Here is an 18167-nt window from a genome sequence, read left to right as displayed (position 1 = left end):
TATGGTAATTAAACAGTTTTATCGCGGTTAGAAGGATCTACTTGTTCTCCATCAGTACCATCTTTACCGTCTTTAAATTCTTTTACACCTTTACCTAAGCCACGCATAAGTTCAGGAATTTTTTTCCCGCCGAACAATAACAATACCACTACTGCGATAATGATAATTTCCGGGGTTCCAAGCATTGCTGCTATTGTTGTATTTAACATAACTTTTTTGTTTAAACTTTTTGACTATCAGTTACAATTTTTTCGTCGATGGGCGTGCTTTGTGGATAAGGGACATCTGAACCTTCATGCGCTACTGGTGCACTTGTACTTTCGTTAAAAGTGCTTTCTGTAGGATGATGACGTTCATTATTATTATTTGCTACTGTTTGTTCTGCTTCGTCTTTATCTAAATCCATAGCATTTATATTCCTATGAATTTCACGCTTCACACCATCAGAGGCGTCTTTAAACTCCCTGATTCCTTTACCTAAGCCTCTTGCTAATTCGGGTAATTTTTTACCTCCAAATAACAATAGAACTACCCCTAAAATGAGTACGATCTCCGATCCACCCATATTTAAAAACTCTAATAACGTGCCTTGATACATCACTAATCTATTTTATACAAATATAAACATTTAATTGCCTAATATTATTTACTAATCCATGCTTCTGGATTTAACGGAGCAGATACCCTTCTAATCTGGAACTTAAGTAATGGAACACCATCTGTATTTGCAACAGTCCCAATGGCTTGTTTGGTATCAACCGAGTTGCCAGTGCTAACACTTACACCTCTTAAATTTTGGTAAACCGTAAAGTATTCGCCATGGCTAATCACGACTGCTGTTCTGCCCATTATATTCTGAACCATAACTACTTTACCAGAAAAAACAGCTCTAACTGTAGCACCATCTCCAGTTGTAATATCTACGCCATCATTGGTATAGCTTGCCTGATCTACTTTATGTAATCCGAATCTTTCGGTAATCTGTCCAGAAGCTACTGGCCATGGTAATTTCCCTCTATTATTTTCAAAACCTTCTGATAACCTCGCCGCTTCAGGTGTTGCTGTAAGTGCCTCACTGCTTGTTTTAGTTTTAGCTGCAGGTGGCGCAACAGGAACAGGTTTATTTTCAGCCTTAGCTTTTGCTATTGCCGCGGCTCTTGCTGCAGCTTCTTTTGCTGCCGCCAAACGTGCCTCTTCTTCTGCTTTTCTTCTTGCTTCTTCAATCGCACGCTGAATGGCTGCTCTAATTGCTCTATCTATTTGTGCCTGCTGTTTTTTCTTCGAAGCAATATCCTGCTTAAAAGTTTTTTCCTGCTTACTTAAATTATTTAGAACGGCCGATTGCTGGTTTTTATCTTTACCCAAACGCTCTCTTTCACGCTCCTGTTCTTTTAATAAATCGCTTTTTTCTCTTAATGTTTTATCCAGAATTTTGATTTTACCATTTAAATCTTGCTGGGTATTTTCTATATAACCTGCTTGTTTTTTACGGTACTGGCTAAATTGCTGTAAATACTTTATTCTTTTATAAGCCTGATTAAAATCCTTCGCAGCAAAAATAAACATCATTTTATCGTATGAATTTCTGTTTCGCTGCGCAAAACGGATCATACCAGCATATTCTTTTTTAAGATCGCCTAACTGACCTTGCAACGTATGTACGGTATTTGTGTTCTGAGAGATTTGACTATCTAAATTTTTAATTTCAGAATTGATCGTTCCAATCTTATCTTGGCGTAAGCGAATTTGTGCATTTATAGTATTGATCTGCTGTAAAGTGAGTTTTTTACCACTTGCAGTTTTATTTAAGCTTTTTTGAAGTTGTTCAATATCACGTTCAATTGCTTCTTTTTTTCTTCTAAGTTCATTTGCAGTTTGAGCCGAAACCGAATAGGCAAATACACTAAAAAACAGGATAAATACGAGTTTGTGTAGCTTCATTAAGCCAAAAGTATAAAAATTTTACAGTAAAATACATTAAAATTGAGATACAGAAGGGATAAAAGCCTATAGGTGAATGTTCTTCACAGAAACTTCACATTGCAAGGCCAAAACTTAATCACCCTCAAAATAAGAGCGATTGAGATTATCAATCGCTTAATTATTTACCAGTGTATATCTCTTTGGTACTGTAAACGGAAATTCGACAGGAACATTGCCATCAATTTTTACATATTGTAAATCGATATTAATTTTCTTCGCACCAGAAAGTGTATTAATTTTCAATGATCCTGGAAATAGAGATTCATTCAACTTTTGGTAATCGGTGTACGTAACTTTTAACGCCTGACCGCTTTTTGCATCATTTAAATTGGTTTCCGAAACTTTAAGAAGTGTATTGAATAGTAATTTATAATCTAGGTTTGCTTTAGCCCCAGAAACTACCCAAGAACCATTTTCCAATCTTACATCAGATTTATCAATTAAAAAATCGCCCATGGCATTACCCGTTAAAATAGCCTGTAGGGTATTGAAATTAACCTGCCTGTTGGTGAAATTATAAATATAACTAAATGGTTTTTTCAGGTATTCGCTTTTAAGTTTATTCTGAATTTTAATGCTATCTGGTGTTATTAAAGCTCGTGCTACTTCAGCCAAACCGCCAATTGCAGTAATACTTACCCAAATAGTTTCTTTATCTTTAATGCGAAAATTCATAGTCACATCATTCGCATTTCCATCTATATCAAGCGTAGCTTTTGCTTTTAACGAAAGTGTATTAAATTTTAGCTGTTTACTGTTTAATAAGGTTAATGTTTCGGCTTTTGAATTATCTACCTTAGTTTCGGCTTTTGGCGGAGCAACAACAATTTCCTTTTTAGGCTTACAGGCTGATGCAAAAGTTATTGCCGCTAGAATAAACAGGCTATTTAAAATATTTTTTTTCATTTATTTTTTTATTTAATAATTCAGAGCCGTTTCCAGCATCTTTTGCTTTTTGCCATTGAATTAACGCTGCCTCCTTATCTCCTTTCATAAAAAGAATATCGCCATAACGCTCAAGGTAAACACCGTTTTTATTGTTATTGTTTTGCAAAGCCTTTTCAATCCAGGTTTTAGCTAAATCGTATTTTTGTTGCTTAAACAAAATGAATGCATAGGTATCGGTAACCGACGAATTTTCGGGCATTGCATTGGCCGCTGTTTCCGCATATTTTGCAGCTTTAGCAAGATCATCATTCCTTAATGCCAGATAATATGCATAGTTATTCATAATCAGATAATTATCTGGCTCGGCTGCAATTGCTTTCTCAAAAGCTGTTTTCGCTAAAGAAAAATTATTTTGATTGATGTAAATATCGCCCTGCAAGGCATAAACCTGCGCCTGAAGGCTCTTATTATCTACATCCAGCTGAAGTGCATTTTTTAGATTACTTTGAGCGTTTTCGTATTTGCCAGTTTTGAATAATGCATAGGCCATGTAGTAATACAAGCCCGCTTGATTAGGATAAAGCGTTAATGCTTCATCACCGAATTTAATGGCTTCTGCATAATGGCCTAACAAAGTTTGAATATTTATTACCTGCTCCCAAACTGCATAAACCTGTTCATTTAACTTTAAGGCTGCCTGATATGGAATTAATGCTTCTTTCAACTTATTTTGCTGATACAGCACATCTCCATATAAAGCTAAAGATTTTGCATCATTAGGATTTTTTTCTGCAATACTTTTACTTAATTCGGTTACATTTTTAGCCACAACAGGCTGATTCATTTTCGGAAATAATGCCGCGATAATTTTTACCTTTTCTGTTGTCGGCATTTCATCACTATCAAAAGCTAGTTTCAATGAGGAAAAAGCAGCTTCATCATTTTTTTGTTTACGATAAATATCAGCTAAGCCTAAATTAACTTCGAAATTATTTGGCTCTAACAAATGTGCTTTTAATAAAACTTTCAAAGCTTCTGCCTCATTATTTTTTTGCAACAGTAAACCTGCAGCATATAAATAATTTTTAACATCAGCCTGGTTCCCTTCCAACAGTTTTACAATATCACTTTCACTTGCATTTCCATTTTGCTGAAACCTGCGCTTGGCATTCGTTAGTTCTCTCGATTCGCCAAACTTTACCTGAATTTGATCATAAGTTTTTTTGGCCTCGTCTGGCTGGTTTAAAATAAACTGGGCATTGGCTTTATCGAAATAATAAGCATCATTATCGGGTTCAATTCGAATCAAATCATTAAACACCGATATTAGCTCGGGCATTTTATTTGTTCGCTTGTAAACCTCGCCCTGCAAACGTAAATACCATTTATTATCAGGACGTAATTTTACCGCTTGTTTGATATTTTGCTCTGCTTCTGCAAGTTTATCTAAATGGAAACTTGCATTCGCCAATTCGTAATAGGCTGCATCATTATTTGGATCGAGGCTAACAATTTTTGTAAAATTTGTTGAAGCAACGGCATAATTATCAGACATTTTCTCTTTGAGCCCAGCGAAAAACAATTGCTTAATCATATTGCTATCGCGGCCATTGCCCTTAGTAAGTTCAGTCTGCCCGAAAGCATGAACACTAAGCAAACTCATTGCAAGAAAAAAATAACCTTTAACCATGCTTTTTAATGATTGAGTTGATAAATACTAATTTATCATTAAACCTTTCCTGTATGTCCGTAGCCTCCATCGCCACGCTGTGTTTCACCTAATTCTTCAACGGCTTGCCAATTAACAGTTTCGTGCCTGGCCACCACCATCTGAGCAATTCTATCACCATTAACGATTTTAAAATCAGTATCTGATAAGTTTATCAATAAAACCTTTAGCTCTCCTCGATAATCTGCATCAATAGTACCTGGCGAGTTTACAATGCTGATTCCATGTTTATAGGCCAAACCGCTTCGTGGTCTGATTTGCGCTTCATAACCTACTGGTAACTCAATAAATAAACCCGTTGCAATTAACTGACGTTGCAAAGGTTTAAGTGTAATTTCTTCTTTTATTGATGCCCTTAAATCCATACCAGCTGCATGAGCCGTTTCATATTGTGGCAAGGGATGTTCAGATTTATTGATGATTTTTATTTCCATTATCCTAATTGAATGAATTTTGACCGAGTAGTAGAATAAGATTTAACGCTTTAATATTTTCATTAAATCCTTTTTCTCGAAATAAACAATTCCTGCTATAAAGGCAATTAACATGGCATTACCGATGTAAATATTTCTGTTAAAGATGAAAAATGATGCAAAAACGATTATCGTTGAAACAACTAAGTAAGCCAAAATCTTTTTCAGGTTGTAAGGAATTGGGTAATATTTTTGTCCTAAAACATAAGATAAAACCATCATTACAAAATAAGCCAGCATACTTACCCAAGCCGACCCCATATAACTGTACTTAGGAATTAAAACAACGTTCAACACAATCGTAATTACCGCTCCAGCTAAAGAAATGTACAAGCCAAAACGAGTTTGATCCGACAAGCGATACCATATTGATAAATTCATGTAAATGCCTAGACAAACATAACCTAACAATAAATAAGGCACAGCTGGTAATCCAACCCAATATTCTTCTTTACGGATAAAGAATTTTAAAATTTCGATGTTCGCAATAATGCCAACGAAAAGTACAGCCAGTGCAATTGCAAAATATTTTAAAATAGTAGCATAGGTTTCTTTGGCATTTTTTTCCTTTGCATGACTGAAAAAGAAAGGCTCTGCACCGAGTCTGAAAGCGGTAATAAAAATGCTTAGAAAAATCGCGATTTTACATACCGCACCATAAATTCCAACTTCGCCATCGGCAATTTCGGCAGGTAATAATTTTTGAAGTACAATTTTATCCAGGTTTTCGTTTACAATGAACGATAAGTTTGCAACTAAAATTGGCCAGCTGTAAGAAAACATATTGGCAAAAAGCTTAGCATCAAAACGCAATTGCAGTTTTAAAAATTCGGGCACTAAATATATTAACGTGGCACTTGATGCAATCAAATTGGCGACAAAAACATAACCGATCCACTGGTAGCGGTACCACGATCCAAACCATTCTGCACCGACCCAATTATGTTTAATAATTGCAGGAACCACATACAGAAAGATTAAATTGAAACCAACAAAGCATCCAATATTTAAAAATTTAGCTACACTGTATTTAAATGGCCGTCCATCTGCTCTTAACTTTGCAAAAGGTATCACACAAATGGCATCGATAAATAAAATCCATAGAAAGAAACTTACATATTGTTTATAATCGGCAAGCTCACTACTTTTTGTTGCCAAATAGCCAGCAATTGATGAGGAAAAAGTTAGGCCGGTAACTAAAAAAAGTGTCGCAATAAAAGCAATACACAGAAAAGAGTTATTGTAAACCTGTTGCTTCTTATCTTCGTATTTATTCAGGTATCTGAAATAAGTACTTTCCATCCCAAAGGCTAAAATGGCATTAATTAACGATGCATTTGCATACATGTTTGTAAAAATACCATAAACACCTTTTTTATATACGGCGGTGTAAATCGGTGTTAAAATAAAGTTGAACAGCCTGGAAAAAACGGTACTAATACCATAAACCATTGTTTGCCCAAGAAACTTTTTATATACAGACAATTGACGTTAGATTTTTAATGTTAGATTTTAGATCTGAAACCGTAGTTTCATTAAACAAAATCTCAATCGTTGATTTATTATTATTTAAATTTAAAAACACAATTTCAATAGCTCCTCATGGGTTAATTTAGATTTTGACATCGTAAATCCAAGATCCTATATTCCCTATTTTTTATAGACTTCAAAATTACGATAGTTTTTCACTTCGCCTTCGGTAAAGCTGACATTTTCTACACGAGAGCGATCTGGCCCTTCGTTGCACCAGTTTACAAATTCTTCTAGAAATATTTCGTCAGCTTCTGCTTCAATATAAACAGAACCATCTTTCTCGTTTCTTACAAATCCATTTACCGACATTTGATTGGCTATGATTTTTGTAGTTTCTCTAAAACCAACCCCCTGAACTTTTCCTGTAATTGTTATATTGAAGTGTTTCATAATAAGACAAAGTTAGTTTTTTTGATTGATGTTAGGATTGCTTTTTAAACTCGTGCCTTCCAAATGAAACTAAACCAAAAGCGATGGCAAATATTCCATAGATTGCTATCGGAATTATAAGAAAAGAAGATTCAAGGTGTTTTGAAAAGTATTTTGCGATTGTTACAGCGCCAACAACAAAATGCAAAAAGTTCCCGAGTGAAACTGGTTTGCTGTAAATTCCTCCAATCAGATTTGATTTTGCCGTCCAGTTTAAAATTGCAAAGCCAAGAAAAAGCGCACCTAACATTTGAATGATGACTACAAATGACCCGAGATCTTTAATGCCAATATATTCTAAAATTTCTTCAGGAGCGAAAGAGCATGAGATTCCTACTAAACCTAAAAAGATACTGCTAGAAATCATTAAATATTTTGTGTTCATATATTAAGAAACTGTTTAAAACTAAGTTTTACAAAAAGATTATTGGACCATTTCATTATGTAAATCTCCAAATCTTTTTAAACCTATTGTATATTCTTGCCAAATCTCCTCTAAAATCTGTGCCGCTGGTTTTATTTCTTTTAGCATGGCCGATACCTGACCGATTTCGAGCTCACCATTTTCCATATCGCCCTCAAACATCCCCAATTTCGCCCTTGCTTTGCCTAAAAGCTCCATCAACTCAATTCTATTTGCACCTTCAGCCTCTGCCTGCGTAACTGCATCGGCAAATTCGTTTTTTAATAACCTTACGGGAACTAATTTTTTCATCGCAAGTTTTGTATCTCCTTCTGCTGATAAAATAATCTTTTCTTTGAATGCCTGATGTGCCGATGATTCTTTTGCAACAGCAAATGCAGAACCAACCTGAACCGCATCGGCACCTAAGGCAAATGCCGCTAACATCGATTTACCACTGGCAATACCGCCCGCAGCAATAACAGGAATTTGAACCGCAGCTCTGATCATCGGGATTAAACATAATGTTGTGGTTTCCTCCCTACCATTATGCCCACCTGCCTCAAAGCCTTCGGCAACAATTGCATCTACCCCAGCCTCCTGCGCCTTCAAAGCAAATTTCGTATTTGCAATTACATGAACTACGGTAATTCCCTGCCCTTTTAAAATGCTGGTCCATGTTGCAGGATTTCCTGCTGACGAGAAAATTATTTTCACGTTTTCATCAATTATCACATCTATAATTTCCTGAATATTCGGATAAAGCAATGGGATATTTACCCCAAAAGGTTTATCTGTAGCTTTTTTGCATTTTTGAATATGCATTCTTAAAACTTCTGGATACATGGATCCTGCGCCAATTATGCCCAAACCACCAGCATTAGAAACAGCTGAAGCCAATTTCCAACCGCTGCACCAAACCATTCCAGCTTGTATAATCGGATATTTAATATTGAAAAGCTTACAGATTGGATTCATCAGTTTAAATTAATTTAGTTACTTGATCACTTTCAATTATAAAGTCTGCTGATAGCTGGATGAGATTCAAACCTGGTTTTTTCCCTTTTTCAATTGTTCCAAATTGTCCATCCATTTCCAGGAATTCGGCACCATTTAGCGTTGCCCACTGTAAAAGCTTTTCGAAATTTATTTGTTTATGCTCTTGTAAAGTTCTCATCTCCGATAAAATATTCAGCTGATGATTACTCGCCAAACTATCCGTTCCTAACGTGATTTTAACATTTTCTTTGGTAAGCAAATCTACATCAGGCAATTGATTTTCTATATACAAATTGGCTTTCGGGCATAAACACCAGTATAAATTGCTGTGTTTCTGTTTGGCGAAATCTACATCAGCCTTAGTCGAAACGGTGTTATGAACCAATAAAGTTTTTTGCTTTTTAATATAAGGTAGCCAGGTTTGTAAAGACGTTTTTCCAGATGGCTGGAAAAAAGAAATATCCAGACCTAAAAACTTGTAGAGCTCTAAAAACCCGCCTGTTTTATTTTCAAAAAAAACATTTTCATTAATAGTTTCCTGATTGTGGATACTAATAAAAGCATTTTCTTTTTCTGCGGCTTCGTTAATTAAATTAAAAAGCGCAGGCGATACCGAATATGGGGCATGCGGAACAACCGTAGCCCTTAATGGAGTAAACTCATCTTTAACGCCATTGGCATGGGCCATTATTGCATCGGCACGTTCGGGATTAAAACTCATTGCCTCTACAAAAGTGTGATAATATATTTTGCTTTTCTCTTTAACCGCCTTAGAAGAAATTTGATTAGAAATATCACCAATCGCTACAATTCCGTTATCAAACATCTGCTGATCGGCTTTTTCCATCGCCAGGTTAACCTCCACAGCATCGCTTTGCCTGCCTTTAATTATGCTTTGCACAAACTCAACCAAACCTTTATGTTCTGGTATTCGACCCAATAGGTGTGATAATTCCAGGTGGCAATGCGTATTGATAAAGCCTGGAACAATTACACCATCGTATTTTGTAACTGCAACGTTAAGCTTAAGTATTTCTTCTTCTGTAAAGATTTCTTCTATTTCTCCATTGGGATGAACCGCAACTGTTCCATTTTCGATGGGATTAGCGCTAACTGGAAAAACCCAATTGGCTGAAAAATATTTTAGCATGAACAAATTTAGGATTTTTACTTTTACGATTTCTTATGCATTTGGGGTAATAATGCAATTATTAGAATGCTTTTCAGAAAGACTTAAAATCTAATATCGTAAATTAAAAAGAGCCTCCTATCGGAATCGAACCAATGACCTACTGATTACAAGTCAGTTGCTCTACCAGCTGAGCTAAGGAGGCTTTTAATCGGGCTGCAATGATAGAAAAAATATTTCTTTTTTAAAAAATTAAATAAAAAATATTTAACAAAATTAAGCCTTGGCTTCCTCTTTAACGGCTAATTGTCCGCAAGCGGCATCAATATCTTTACCCCGACTACGACGAATATTTGTGTTAATTCCCTGAGATTTAAGGTAGTTAGCAAAGGCATCAATTTTATCGCCATCGGCATTCGTAAAATCGGCAAAAGAAATTGGGTTATATTCGATTAAGTTTACTTTGCAAGGTATATGTTTACAAAATTTAGCTAAATCAATCGCATCAGAAATTTCATCATTAAAATGATTGAAAACAATGTATTCGTAAGTTACTGGGTTTTTTGTTTTAGCGAAATAGTATTTTAGTGCATCAGCCAAAGCTTTTAACGAATTTGCCTCATTGATGGGCATAATTTCATTCCGTTTTTTATCGTCGGCAGCGTGCAGCGAAAGCGCAAGATTGAATTTTGCACCATCATCGCCCAGCTTTTTAATCATTTTAGCAATACCAGCTGTAGAAACCGTAATGCGCTTATAACTCATGTTTAAACCATCGGGTGCCGTAATGCGTTCGATAGATTTTAAAACATTTGCATAATTTAACAAGGGTTCGCCCATACCCATATACACGATATTGGTAAGCGGATTATTGTAATTCTGTTTGGCTTGTTTATCGATTAGTACAACCTGATCGTAAATTTCATCAGCATTTAAGTTTCTCTTGCGGTCCATATAACCTGTTGCACAAAATTTACAGGTTAAGCTACAACCCACCTGCGAACTTACGCAAGCCGTCATACGATCTTCCAAAGGGATTAAAACACCTTCAACAATATTTCCATCAGCTAAACGAAACGTATTTTTAATGGTATGGTCGTTACTAAACTGAGAGTTATTAACTTGTACAGCGTTAATCGTAAAACCTTCGTCCAATGCTTTCCGCAAATCTTTAGAAAGATTGCTCATATCATCGAAATTAGTTGCCGATTTTTCCCACAACCATTGATAGATTTGTTTTGCCCTGAACGCAGGTTGCTGCATAGCAGTTAGATGCTGTTGCAACTGAGGCAAATCTAATGAGCGGATATCGAGTTTTTTTGCTGTTACCATTTGCCGCAAAGGTACTTAAAAAGCATTTAAGCTGAAAGATTAAAGCTAAAAGACTAACAATCAGTACTTAATTTTACAATTTACTGTCTTGTGCTTTTATCGGCCTCTGCCTTTTGATGCGGGTTTACCTGTTGACTTGCCTTTTGCAGGTCTTGAATTCCGATTCGAGGAGTTACCTTTCCCAGTTGGTTTTGCTGAAGAATGACCAGAAGGCTTTTTTCCAAAAGATTTTTGGCCTGATGGCTTAGAAGTCTTTTTAGGTACTTCAGAATTCAATTCAGGAATTTCTTCCCAGGAGTTGGTTTTTTTCTTCGTGTTTTTAGATTTTGTCGCAACATCTGAAGATGATTTTTCGACACTTTTAATAATGCCGCCCATCTCCTCTTCTGTAAGCGCTCTAAATTCGCCCGTTGGAATCCCCTTAAGGTTAATGTTCATAATTCTGGTTCGCTCTAACTTGGTAACTTCGTAACCGAAATGTTCGCACATTCTACGAATTTGCCTGTTCAAACCTTGAATTAATATTATATTGAACACAAACGTACTAACCTGGCGGACTTTGCATTTACGTGTATTTACACCCAAAATTGGAACCCCGTTACTCATTTCGAAGATAAAATCTTCGGTTATTGGTTTGTTAACCGTTACAACGTATTCCTTTTCATGTTTGTTCCCTGCCCGAAGAATCTTATTAACGATATCGCCATTATTAGTTAAGAAAATTAAGCCTGATGAGTCTTTATCTAACCTTCCGATTGGGAATATACGCTCACTGTAATTTACATAATCAACAATATTATCACGAACGTTAGATTCTGTTGTACTGGTAATGCCAACAGGTTTATTAAACGCTAAAAGAATAAAATTGCTTTCTTCTTTAGGCTCAATATTATGGCCGTTAACCATAACCCGATCCCCTGCTAAAACCTGATCACCTATTTTGGCTCTTTTCCCATTAATAAAAACGTTGCCTTTTTCGATAAACCGATCTGCTTCACGGCGAGAACATAATCCGCTTTCGCTGATAAATTTATTTAAACGGGTTGCAGAACTGTTTTGCATAGATTCAATTTTATGCAAAGATATATTAAAAGCCTAAAAGGAAGTGTTTGTTTTAATCGAAGGAGTCGATTTAATCGCGAATCGCAAAATACTTCACAAATCTTTTGTGTTCTCTGTGGTAAAAACACCACAGAGAACACAAAATTATAAAAGAGGAAGTTTAAAAGCTTTGATCATCTGCACTTGGCCCGTAGCTTCCTGGTATTGGAATGTTTAATAATCTTAAATAAACACCTAGTTGGGCTCTGTGGTGGATAGTTTGGCTAAATGCAATCCTCACCATTTCGTATTTTGTCAGGTCGCCTAAAATCTGCTCCCCGTTTCGCAAAATCCATTGTTTATCAAAATTTTCAGGCGATGCTTTTTCCAGTTCTGCTTTCCCGCTTTCATAGCTTTCTTCTAAAAGCTTAAGTAAATCTTCGTTGCTATCTACTTTTTTCTCTTCGTATGGCGCTGTTGCAAAATCTAATCCATCCGTAGTAAATGCTAAGCTTACCCAAGCTGGCAGTTCTGCAATATGACTTGCTAAGGATTTCATTTTCATGCTTTTTTCATGCGGTGCCCAGTCAAATTTATCAACTGGCACCAAAGCCAGAAACTTTTTAGTTGTGTTGAATTCCGATTCAAATTCTTTCAATAATGCTTTAATAATATCCATATTTTGTTGTTTTGTTTTTTCGATTGTGGTAATTTCCATTAATAGTAAGTCGGCTAAGCTCATGGTTTTTTGTTTTGGTACCACAAAGAAAATAACCCATACTGACAACCCTATGGCAGTGCGAAAAATTAAAAAAAAATTATTTTGAAAAGGGAGCGATGGATTAATAAACCCTACATTTTCGTACTTTTGCGCCTATGTCAGTTATTAAACCCTCGTTAGCAAAAGGTACACGCGATTTTTCGCCTGTTGAAATGGTAAAACGCAACTTTATTTACGATACAATTAAAACGGTTTTCAAAAAATATGGTTATGCAGAAATTCAAACACCTAGTTTTGAAAACCTTTCTACCTTAACTGGAAAATACGGCGATGAAGGGGATAAGCTGATTTTTAAAATTCTTAATAGCGGCGAGTATTTAAAAGATCCGAAGAAAAAATCTTTCGACTTTGCTCAGGATGACAATAGCAATAAGTTAATTCCTTTAATTTCTGAGAAAGCTTTACGTTATGATTTAACTGTTCCTTTCGCTCGCTACGTAGTTATGCACCAGCACGAAATCACCTTACCTTTTAAGCGTTTTCAGGTTCAACCTGTTTGGCGTGCCGATAGACCACAAAAGGGAAGATACCGTGAATTTTACCAGTGCGATGTAGATGTAGTGGGCTCTGAAAGTTTATTAAACGAAGCAGAGTTTATCCTGATTTACAATGAAGCTTTAGCTAAACTTGGCTTAAAAGATTTTAGCATCAAAATTAATAATAGAAAAATTCTATCAGGCATTGCCGAAATTATAGGTAAACCTGATTTAATTATCGACATGACTGTTGCGATCGACAAACTGGATAAAATTGGTTTGGATGGTGTAAGTAAAGAATTATTAGAACGCGGTTTTACCGAAGATGATTTGGAGAAACTTCGTCCTGTTATTTTATTAGAAGGAACCAACGAAGAAAAACTGGGCAGCTTAAAGGAAGTTTTAGCAACTTCTGAAACAGGTTTGAAAGGCCTTGCCGAAATTGAGCAGGTTTTTGATTATGTGGAAAGTCTGATTTCTTATGGCCTTCCTTTAACGGCTAAACTGGAACTAGACATTACATTAGCCCGCGGTTTAAACTATTACACAGGTTGCATTTTCGAGGTTAAAACCAACGAGGTTGCCATGGGTAGCATCGGCGGTGGCGGCCGTTACGATGATTTAACGGGCATGTTTGGTTTGAAAGATTTAACTGGAGTTGGCGTTTCATTTGGTGCCGACAGAATTTACGATGTGCTTGAAGAATTAAATCTTTTCCCTGCATCAGCAGAGGTTGGAACCAAAGTTTTAATTAGTAATTTCGATGCCGAGGCAGAAAAATATGCTTTACCAATTTTACAGCAATTTAGAAATGCTGGTATTTCGGCCGAATTATACCCTTCTTCAGCCAAGCTGAAAAAACAAATGACCTACGCTGATGCAAAAAATATCCCCTACGTAATTTTAATTGGTGGTGATGAAATCGCAAGCGGCGAGTTAACTTTGAAAGATATGCAAAGCGGTGAGCAGAAAAAAATGACTGCCTTAGCCATAATGGATTTATTGAAATAAACATTAATGAAATGGTCTGTGAAGACACAGACCATGGATAAACTCCAATCCATTAACCGTTGGTTGAAACCAACGACAATGAATACAGCAAGTTTTATAATGCATTGTGTATGGAGAAATGTGCCTTTCATTTGCAGGTTGCTTTAGATACTTGTTTTATATTATGCGTTTAACGGTTTTAGCATAATCCTTCGTTTTTAAACCCGATTGAAGTGAAAAGCCCGTAAACGAGGTACGAGTGCGGACTTGTAACGGAAAGCGGGGCTAAATTAACCGAAGAATTACTGAAATAACGTTTTCAAATAATTATTTGATGGTCTGTGAAGAGGCTGAGATTGCTTCGTGCCTCGCAATGACGATAGCCTTATGCATTGTGCTTAACTAAGTATCTACCGCCCAACCCGCAATAAAATCGGGAAATGCACATCCTTAACCGCATCGTTTCCCCAGGCCTCTTTAAGTTCGGTAAACATATATTCTAAAGGATTTCTATCATTCGCTTTTTTATAATGTTGTAACGAAGACCAGGTATTTAAATAACCGATCAGCTGGTTAAAATTCCACGAGGTTTTGATTTGAAATGTGGCGCTGTAATTTCTTCAAAGGGAAAAGGAATGGTTTTGTAACCTTCTTCGATATACCTGCGTTCGCTATCCCAGTATTTACCTAATATATCTTCGTAAAGTTTATGAACCACTTTATCTACTTTTTTATCGATAAACATTACGCCGTAACCAATTACAGCAATTAGTCCGTTGGGTTTTAAGGTTCGTTTTACCTCACTGTAAAATGCATCAAAATTAAACCAATGTATGGCTTGGGCAACCGTAATCAAATTAAAACTCGCATCGGGTACATTCGCTTGGTCTGAAGACTCAACCTGATAAACGATATTTGGAACTTTTAATGCCTGGCTTAACTGTTTTTCGCTTATATCTGTAGCATACACCCCAGTGAAATGTTGAGCCAGCACCCGCGCCACTTGCCCGTTTCCTGTTGCGCAATCCCATGCCGAATCTTTTTGATCTACCAGAGCGAATATAAAATCATATAATTCCTGAGGATAGGTTGGTCGATAAATAGCGTATTCCGCAGCTTGATTGGAAAAGTTATCTTTCATGTTTCTAACGATTGACGAATTATCTTACAATAAATACTAACTTAAACAAAAAGATTGCAATTTGTGTTTAAAATTCTCTCCTTCGAAAACTCATTATTAACCGATCAAGTAAAGCATGAATAAACCAGCAAACGATTTTACATCAAAAGAAATTGACGAGGTTAAATATAGGTTAAAATCTATTTTCGGTGGTTCAGTTGGAAATTTGGTAGAATGGTACGATTGGTACACCTATTCTGCATTTGCACTATACTTTTCACCTGTATTTTTCCCTAACAGTAACCCAACAGCTCAACTTTTAAATAGCGCTGGAATTTTTGCAGTAGGTTTTTTAATGCGCCCGATTGGCGGCTGGTTATTTGGCAGTATTGCGGATAAACAAGGAAGAAAGAAATCGATGGCACTTTCGGTGCTAATTATGGCAATTGGTTCATTAATTATTGGATTAACGCCAGGCTATAAACAAATCGGAATTTTCGCACCATTATTATTGGTATTTGCCCGATTAATTCAGGGTTTAAGTACGGGTGGCGAATATGGAACATCTGCAACATACCTGAGCGAAATGGCTACAAAAAAACATCGGGGCTTTTATTCGAGTTTTCAATATGTAACCTTAATTGGCGGCCAGTTGCTTGCCTTAGGCATTCAGTTAATTCTTCAAAACTGGTTGTTAACCCCAGCAGAGCTACAAGATTGGGGATGGAGAATTCCATTTTTTATCGGTGCAATTTTATCTTTTATCGCACTTTATCTGAGAAGACACATTGATGAAACTTCGGCATTTAAAAAAAATAAAGAGGAGAAAAAAGGCGGGCTTGCCATATTATTGAAATACCCAAAAGAGGTTTTTACGGTGGTAGGTTTAACATTAGGCGGCACAATTGCTTTTTATACCTTCAGTACCTATATGCAGAAATTTTTAGTAAACACCGTGCATTTGAGTAAAGAAACCTCAACAACTTTATCTTTTATTTCCTTACTGCTTTTTGCCATTATGCAACCTTTATTCGGACTATTATCTGATAAAATAGGTAGAAAACCATTATTAATTGGCTTTGGCATAATGGGGAGTTTGTGTACTTATCCAATTTTAACAGGACTGGCAAGCGAAACCAATACAACCATAATTTTTCTTTTGATGATTGGTGCATTAATTATTGTAAGTGGTTACACCAGCATTAACGCAGTAGTAAAGGCCGAGTTATTTCCTGCCGAGATAAGAGCTTTAGGAGTTGGGCTGCCTTATGCCTTAACGGTTGCCATTTTCGGTGGAACGGCCGAATACTTCGCCCTTTGGTTTAAAAACATAGGCCACGAAAGTTACTTCTATTGGTATGTTACTGGTTGTATTTTAATTTCTTTGATTTTATATACGACCATGAAAGATACAAAGCATCATTCTAAAATAGAAGATTAGGTATTAACCATAGATAAAATGAAACATCAAACGCTGCTACTTCTGTGTTTCCTTGGTAAAACCTAATTTACAAAAGCACTCAAATTTCCTATATTTACGATTATGCAAAATCAAGCCCCACTAGCCGAAAGAATGCGCCCTCAAAATCTTGATGAATATGTTGGGCAAAAGCATTTGGTTGGTACTGGTGCAGTTTTACGCAAGGCGATAGAAAGTGGCCAGTTACCTTCGATGATTTTCTGGGGACCTCCAGGAGTTGGAAAAACAACCTTAGCTTATATTATTTCGCAAGCTCTAGATCGCCCATTTTTTAACCTTAGTGCAATTAATAGTGGCGTAAAGGATATTCGTGATGTAATAGATAAAGCTGCCGCTTTAAAGGATAGCTTTTTAGGTTTACCAATTTTGTTTATCGATGAGATTCACCGTTTCAGCAAATCGCAGCAAGATAGTTTGCTTGGTGCTGTGGAGCGTGGTTTGGTTACGCTAATTGGCGCAACTACCGAAAATCCATCTTTCGAAGTCATTTCCGCTTTGCTTTCCAGGTGTCAGGTTTACATTTTAAAATCGCTAACCGAAGAAGAATTAGCAGGCTTACTTCAAACTGCAATTAAAAAGGATGTTATCCTTGCTCAAAAAAAAATTACAATAAAAGAGCATGAGGCTTTAATTCGGTTAAGCGGCGGCGATGCACGCAAGCTTTTAAATGTACTCGAAATTGCTATTAACGGCATTGGTGGCGATAAAATGACGCTGACTAATGAGAACGTTTTGGCGCATGCACAGCAGAATTTAGCCCTATATGATAAAGCTGGCGAACAACATTACGACATTATTTCTGCATTTATTAAATCCATCCGCGGCAGCGACCCGAATGCAGCAGTTTATTGGCTTGCCAGAATGATAGAAGGCGGTGAAGACCCGTTATTTATTGCCCGAAGGTTGCTTATTCTTTCATCAGAAGATATTGGAAATGCAAACCCAAATGCCCTGCTCCTGGCCAATAATTGTTTTACGGCTGTAAATGTAATTGGTTACCCAGAGGCCAGGATTATTTTATCGCAATGCGTAACCTATCTGGCTAGCTCGCCAAAAAGCAATGCATCATACGAGGCGATTAATCATGCTCAGGCTTTGGTTAAGCAAACAGGGAATTTACCTGTACCCTTACACATTCGTAATGCGCCAACCAAATTGATGAAAAACATTGGCTATGGGAAGGATTATAAATATTCTCATGGGTATGAAGGAAACTTTGAACCTCAGGAATATTTTCCAGATGAGTTAAGCGGAACCAAACTTTACGATCCTGGTAAAAACCCAGCTGAAGAAAAGCTTAGAGAAAAACTTCGCCAAAACTGGAAAGATAAATACAAATATTAGTGTAACATTTACTAAAAAAGATATACTAATTACCAAA

General features: G+C 36.4%; 18 protein-coding genes and 1 tRNA gene. 3 read left to right on the top strand and 16 right to left on the bottom strand.

Annotation, left to right across the window (positions count from 1 at the left end):
* Positions 1–8 precede the first annotated feature (8 nt).
* The 15 genes from ACZZZI_RS11460 to ACZZZI_RS11390 all read right to left on the bottom strand — a co-directional run bounded on the left by ACZZZI_RS11460 (position 9) and on the right by ACZZZI_RS11390 (position 12681).
* A complete protein-coding gene (locus tag ACZZZI_RS11460) occupies positions 9–209 on the bottom strand; it encodes a Sec-independent protein translocase subunit TatA/TatB (RefSeq protein ID WP_316755313.1) in 201 nt (66 codons plus the stop codon).
* A gap of 11 nt (positions 210–220) precedes the next feature.
* The gene (locus ACZZZI_RS11455) at positions 221–598 is read right to left on the bottom strand and encodes a Sec-independent protein translocase subunit TatA/TatB (RefSeq protein WP_316755311.1); all 378 of its coding nucleotides are present in this window, start codon (positions 596–598) and stop codon (positions 221–223) included.
* 44 nt (positions 599–642) lie between these two features.
* Positions 643–1941: a murein hydrolase activator EnvC family protein gene (locus tag ACZZZI_RS11450; RefSeq protein ID WP_316755309.1), complete on the bottom strand. Its 1299-nt coding sequence runs from the start codon at positions 1939–1941 to the stop codon at positions 643–645.
* A gap of 156 nt (positions 1942–2097) precedes the next feature.
* Entirely contained in the window at positions 2098–2889 is a 792-nt protein-coding gene (lolB1, locus tag ACZZZI_RS11445) for a lipoprotein insertase outer membrane protein LolB1 (RefSeq protein ID WP_463489492.1), read from the bottom strand.
* On the bottom strand, positions 2867–4561 hold the full coding sequence (locus tag ACZZZI_RS11440; protein WP_463489491.1) for a tetratricopeptide repeat protein: 1695 nt from the start codon (positions 4559–4561) through the stop codon (positions 2867–2869). Before ACZZZI_RS11440 ends, lolB1 begins: the two co-directional genes overlap by 23 nt.
* Before the next feature lie 38 nt (positions 4562–4599).
* Positions 4600–5034, bottom strand: coding sequence for a dUTP diphosphatase (gene dut / locus ACZZZI_RS11435; protein ID WP_316755302.1), 435 nt, complete (start codon positions 5032–5034; stop codon positions 4600–4602).
* A gap of 42 nt (positions 5035–5076) precedes the next feature.
* Positions 5077–6558 (bottom strand): lipopolysaccharide biosynthesis protein, encoded by a 1482-nt coding sequence (locus ACZZZI_RS11430; protein ID WP_463489490.1) that lies wholly within the window; start codon positions 6556–6558, stop codon positions 5077–5079.
* 165 nt (positions 6559–6723) lie between these two features.
* On the bottom strand, positions 6724–6996 hold the full coding sequence (locus ACZZZI_RS11425) for an acylphosphatase (RefSeq protein ID WP_316755297.1): 273 nt from the start codon (positions 6994–6996) through the stop codon (positions 6724–6726).
* 31 nt (positions 6997–7027) lie between these two features.
* Entirely contained in the window at positions 7028–7420 is a 393-nt protein-coding gene (locus ACZZZI_RS11420) for a hypothetical protein (RefSeq protein ID WP_463489489.1), read from the bottom strand.
* A 39-nt stretch (positions 7421–7459) separates the two neighbouring features.
* Positions 7460–8416 carry an NAD(P)H-dependent flavin oxidoreductase gene (locus ACZZZI_RS11415; RefSeq protein ID WP_463489488.1) on the bottom strand — a complete coding sequence of 319 codons (957 nt, stop codon included), beginning with the start codon at positions 8414–8416 and terminating at the stop codon, positions 7460–7462.
* Positions 8417–8420: 4 nt separating this feature from the next.
* Complete coding sequence (locus ACZZZI_RS11410; protein ID WP_463489487.1) at positions 8421–9587, bottom strand: amidohydrolase family protein; 1167 nt, start codon at positions 9585–9587, stop codon at positions 8421–8423.
* A gap of 111 nt (positions 9588–9698) precedes the next feature.
* Positions 9699–9771 (bottom strand) — tRNA-Thr (locus ACZZZI_RS11405).
* A 71-nt stretch (positions 9772–9842) separates the two neighbouring features.
* Positions 9843–10898, bottom strand: a complete 1056-nt coding sequence (gene rlmN / locus ACZZZI_RS11400) for a dual-specificity RNA methyltransferase RlmN (RefSeq protein WP_316755289.1) — start codon at positions 10896–10898, stop codon at positions 9843–9845.
* 96 nt (positions 10899–10994) lie between these two features.
* Positions 10995–11960, bottom strand: coding sequence for a 23S rRNA pseudouridine(2604) synthase RluF (rluF, locus tag ACZZZI_RS11395; protein ID WP_463489486.1), 966 nt, complete (start codon positions 11958–11960; stop codon positions 10995–10997).
* A 160-nt stretch (positions 11961–12120) separates the two neighbouring features.
* Positions 12121–12681, bottom strand: coding sequence for a DinB family protein (locus ACZZZI_RS11390; RefSeq protein WP_316755284.1), 561 nt, complete (start codon positions 12679–12681; stop codon positions 12121–12123).
* A gap of 134 nt (positions 12682–12815) precedes the next feature.
* Between ACZZZI_RS11390 and hisS the strand changes: the two genes are divergently transcribed.
* Positions 12816–14207, top strand: a complete 1392-nt coding sequence (hisS, locus tag ACZZZI_RS11385) for a histidine--tRNA ligase (protein WP_463489485.1) — start codon at positions 12816–12818, stop codon at positions 14205–14207.
* A gap of 544 nt (positions 14208–14751) precedes the next feature.
* On the opposite strand, the gene ACZZZI_RS11380 is transcribed toward hisS, so the two are convergent.
* Positions 14752–15327 (bottom strand): class I SAM-dependent methyltransferase, encoded by a 576-nt coding sequence (locus ACZZZI_RS11380; protein WP_463489484.1) that lies wholly within the window; start codon positions 15325–15327, stop codon positions 14752–14754.
* 115 nt (positions 15328–15442) lie between these two features.
* Between ACZZZI_RS11380 and ACZZZI_RS11375 the strand changes: the two genes are divergently transcribed.
* Together ACZZZI_RS11375 and ACZZZI_RS11370 are read left to right on the top strand one after the other, a co-directional pair.
* The gene (locus tag ACZZZI_RS11375; protein ID WP_463489483.1) at positions 15443–16747 is read left to right on the top strand and encodes an MFS transporter; all 1305 of its coding nucleotides are present in this window, start codon (positions 15443–15445) and stop codon (positions 16745–16747) included.
* Positions 16748–16849: 102 nt separating this feature from the next.
* The gene (locus tag ACZZZI_RS11370; protein ID WP_316755276.1) at positions 16850–18130 is read left to right on the top strand and encodes a replication-associated recombination protein A; all 1281 of its coding nucleotides are present in this window, start codon (positions 16850–16852) and stop codon (positions 18128–18130) included.
* Positions 18131–18167 lie beyond the last annotated feature (37 nt).

Source organism: Pedobacter sp. AC190 (assembly GCF_979258025.1).
The sequence above is the reverse complement of the archived record's forward strand: the minus strand, read 5'-3'. Positions and strand labels throughout refer to the sequence as shown.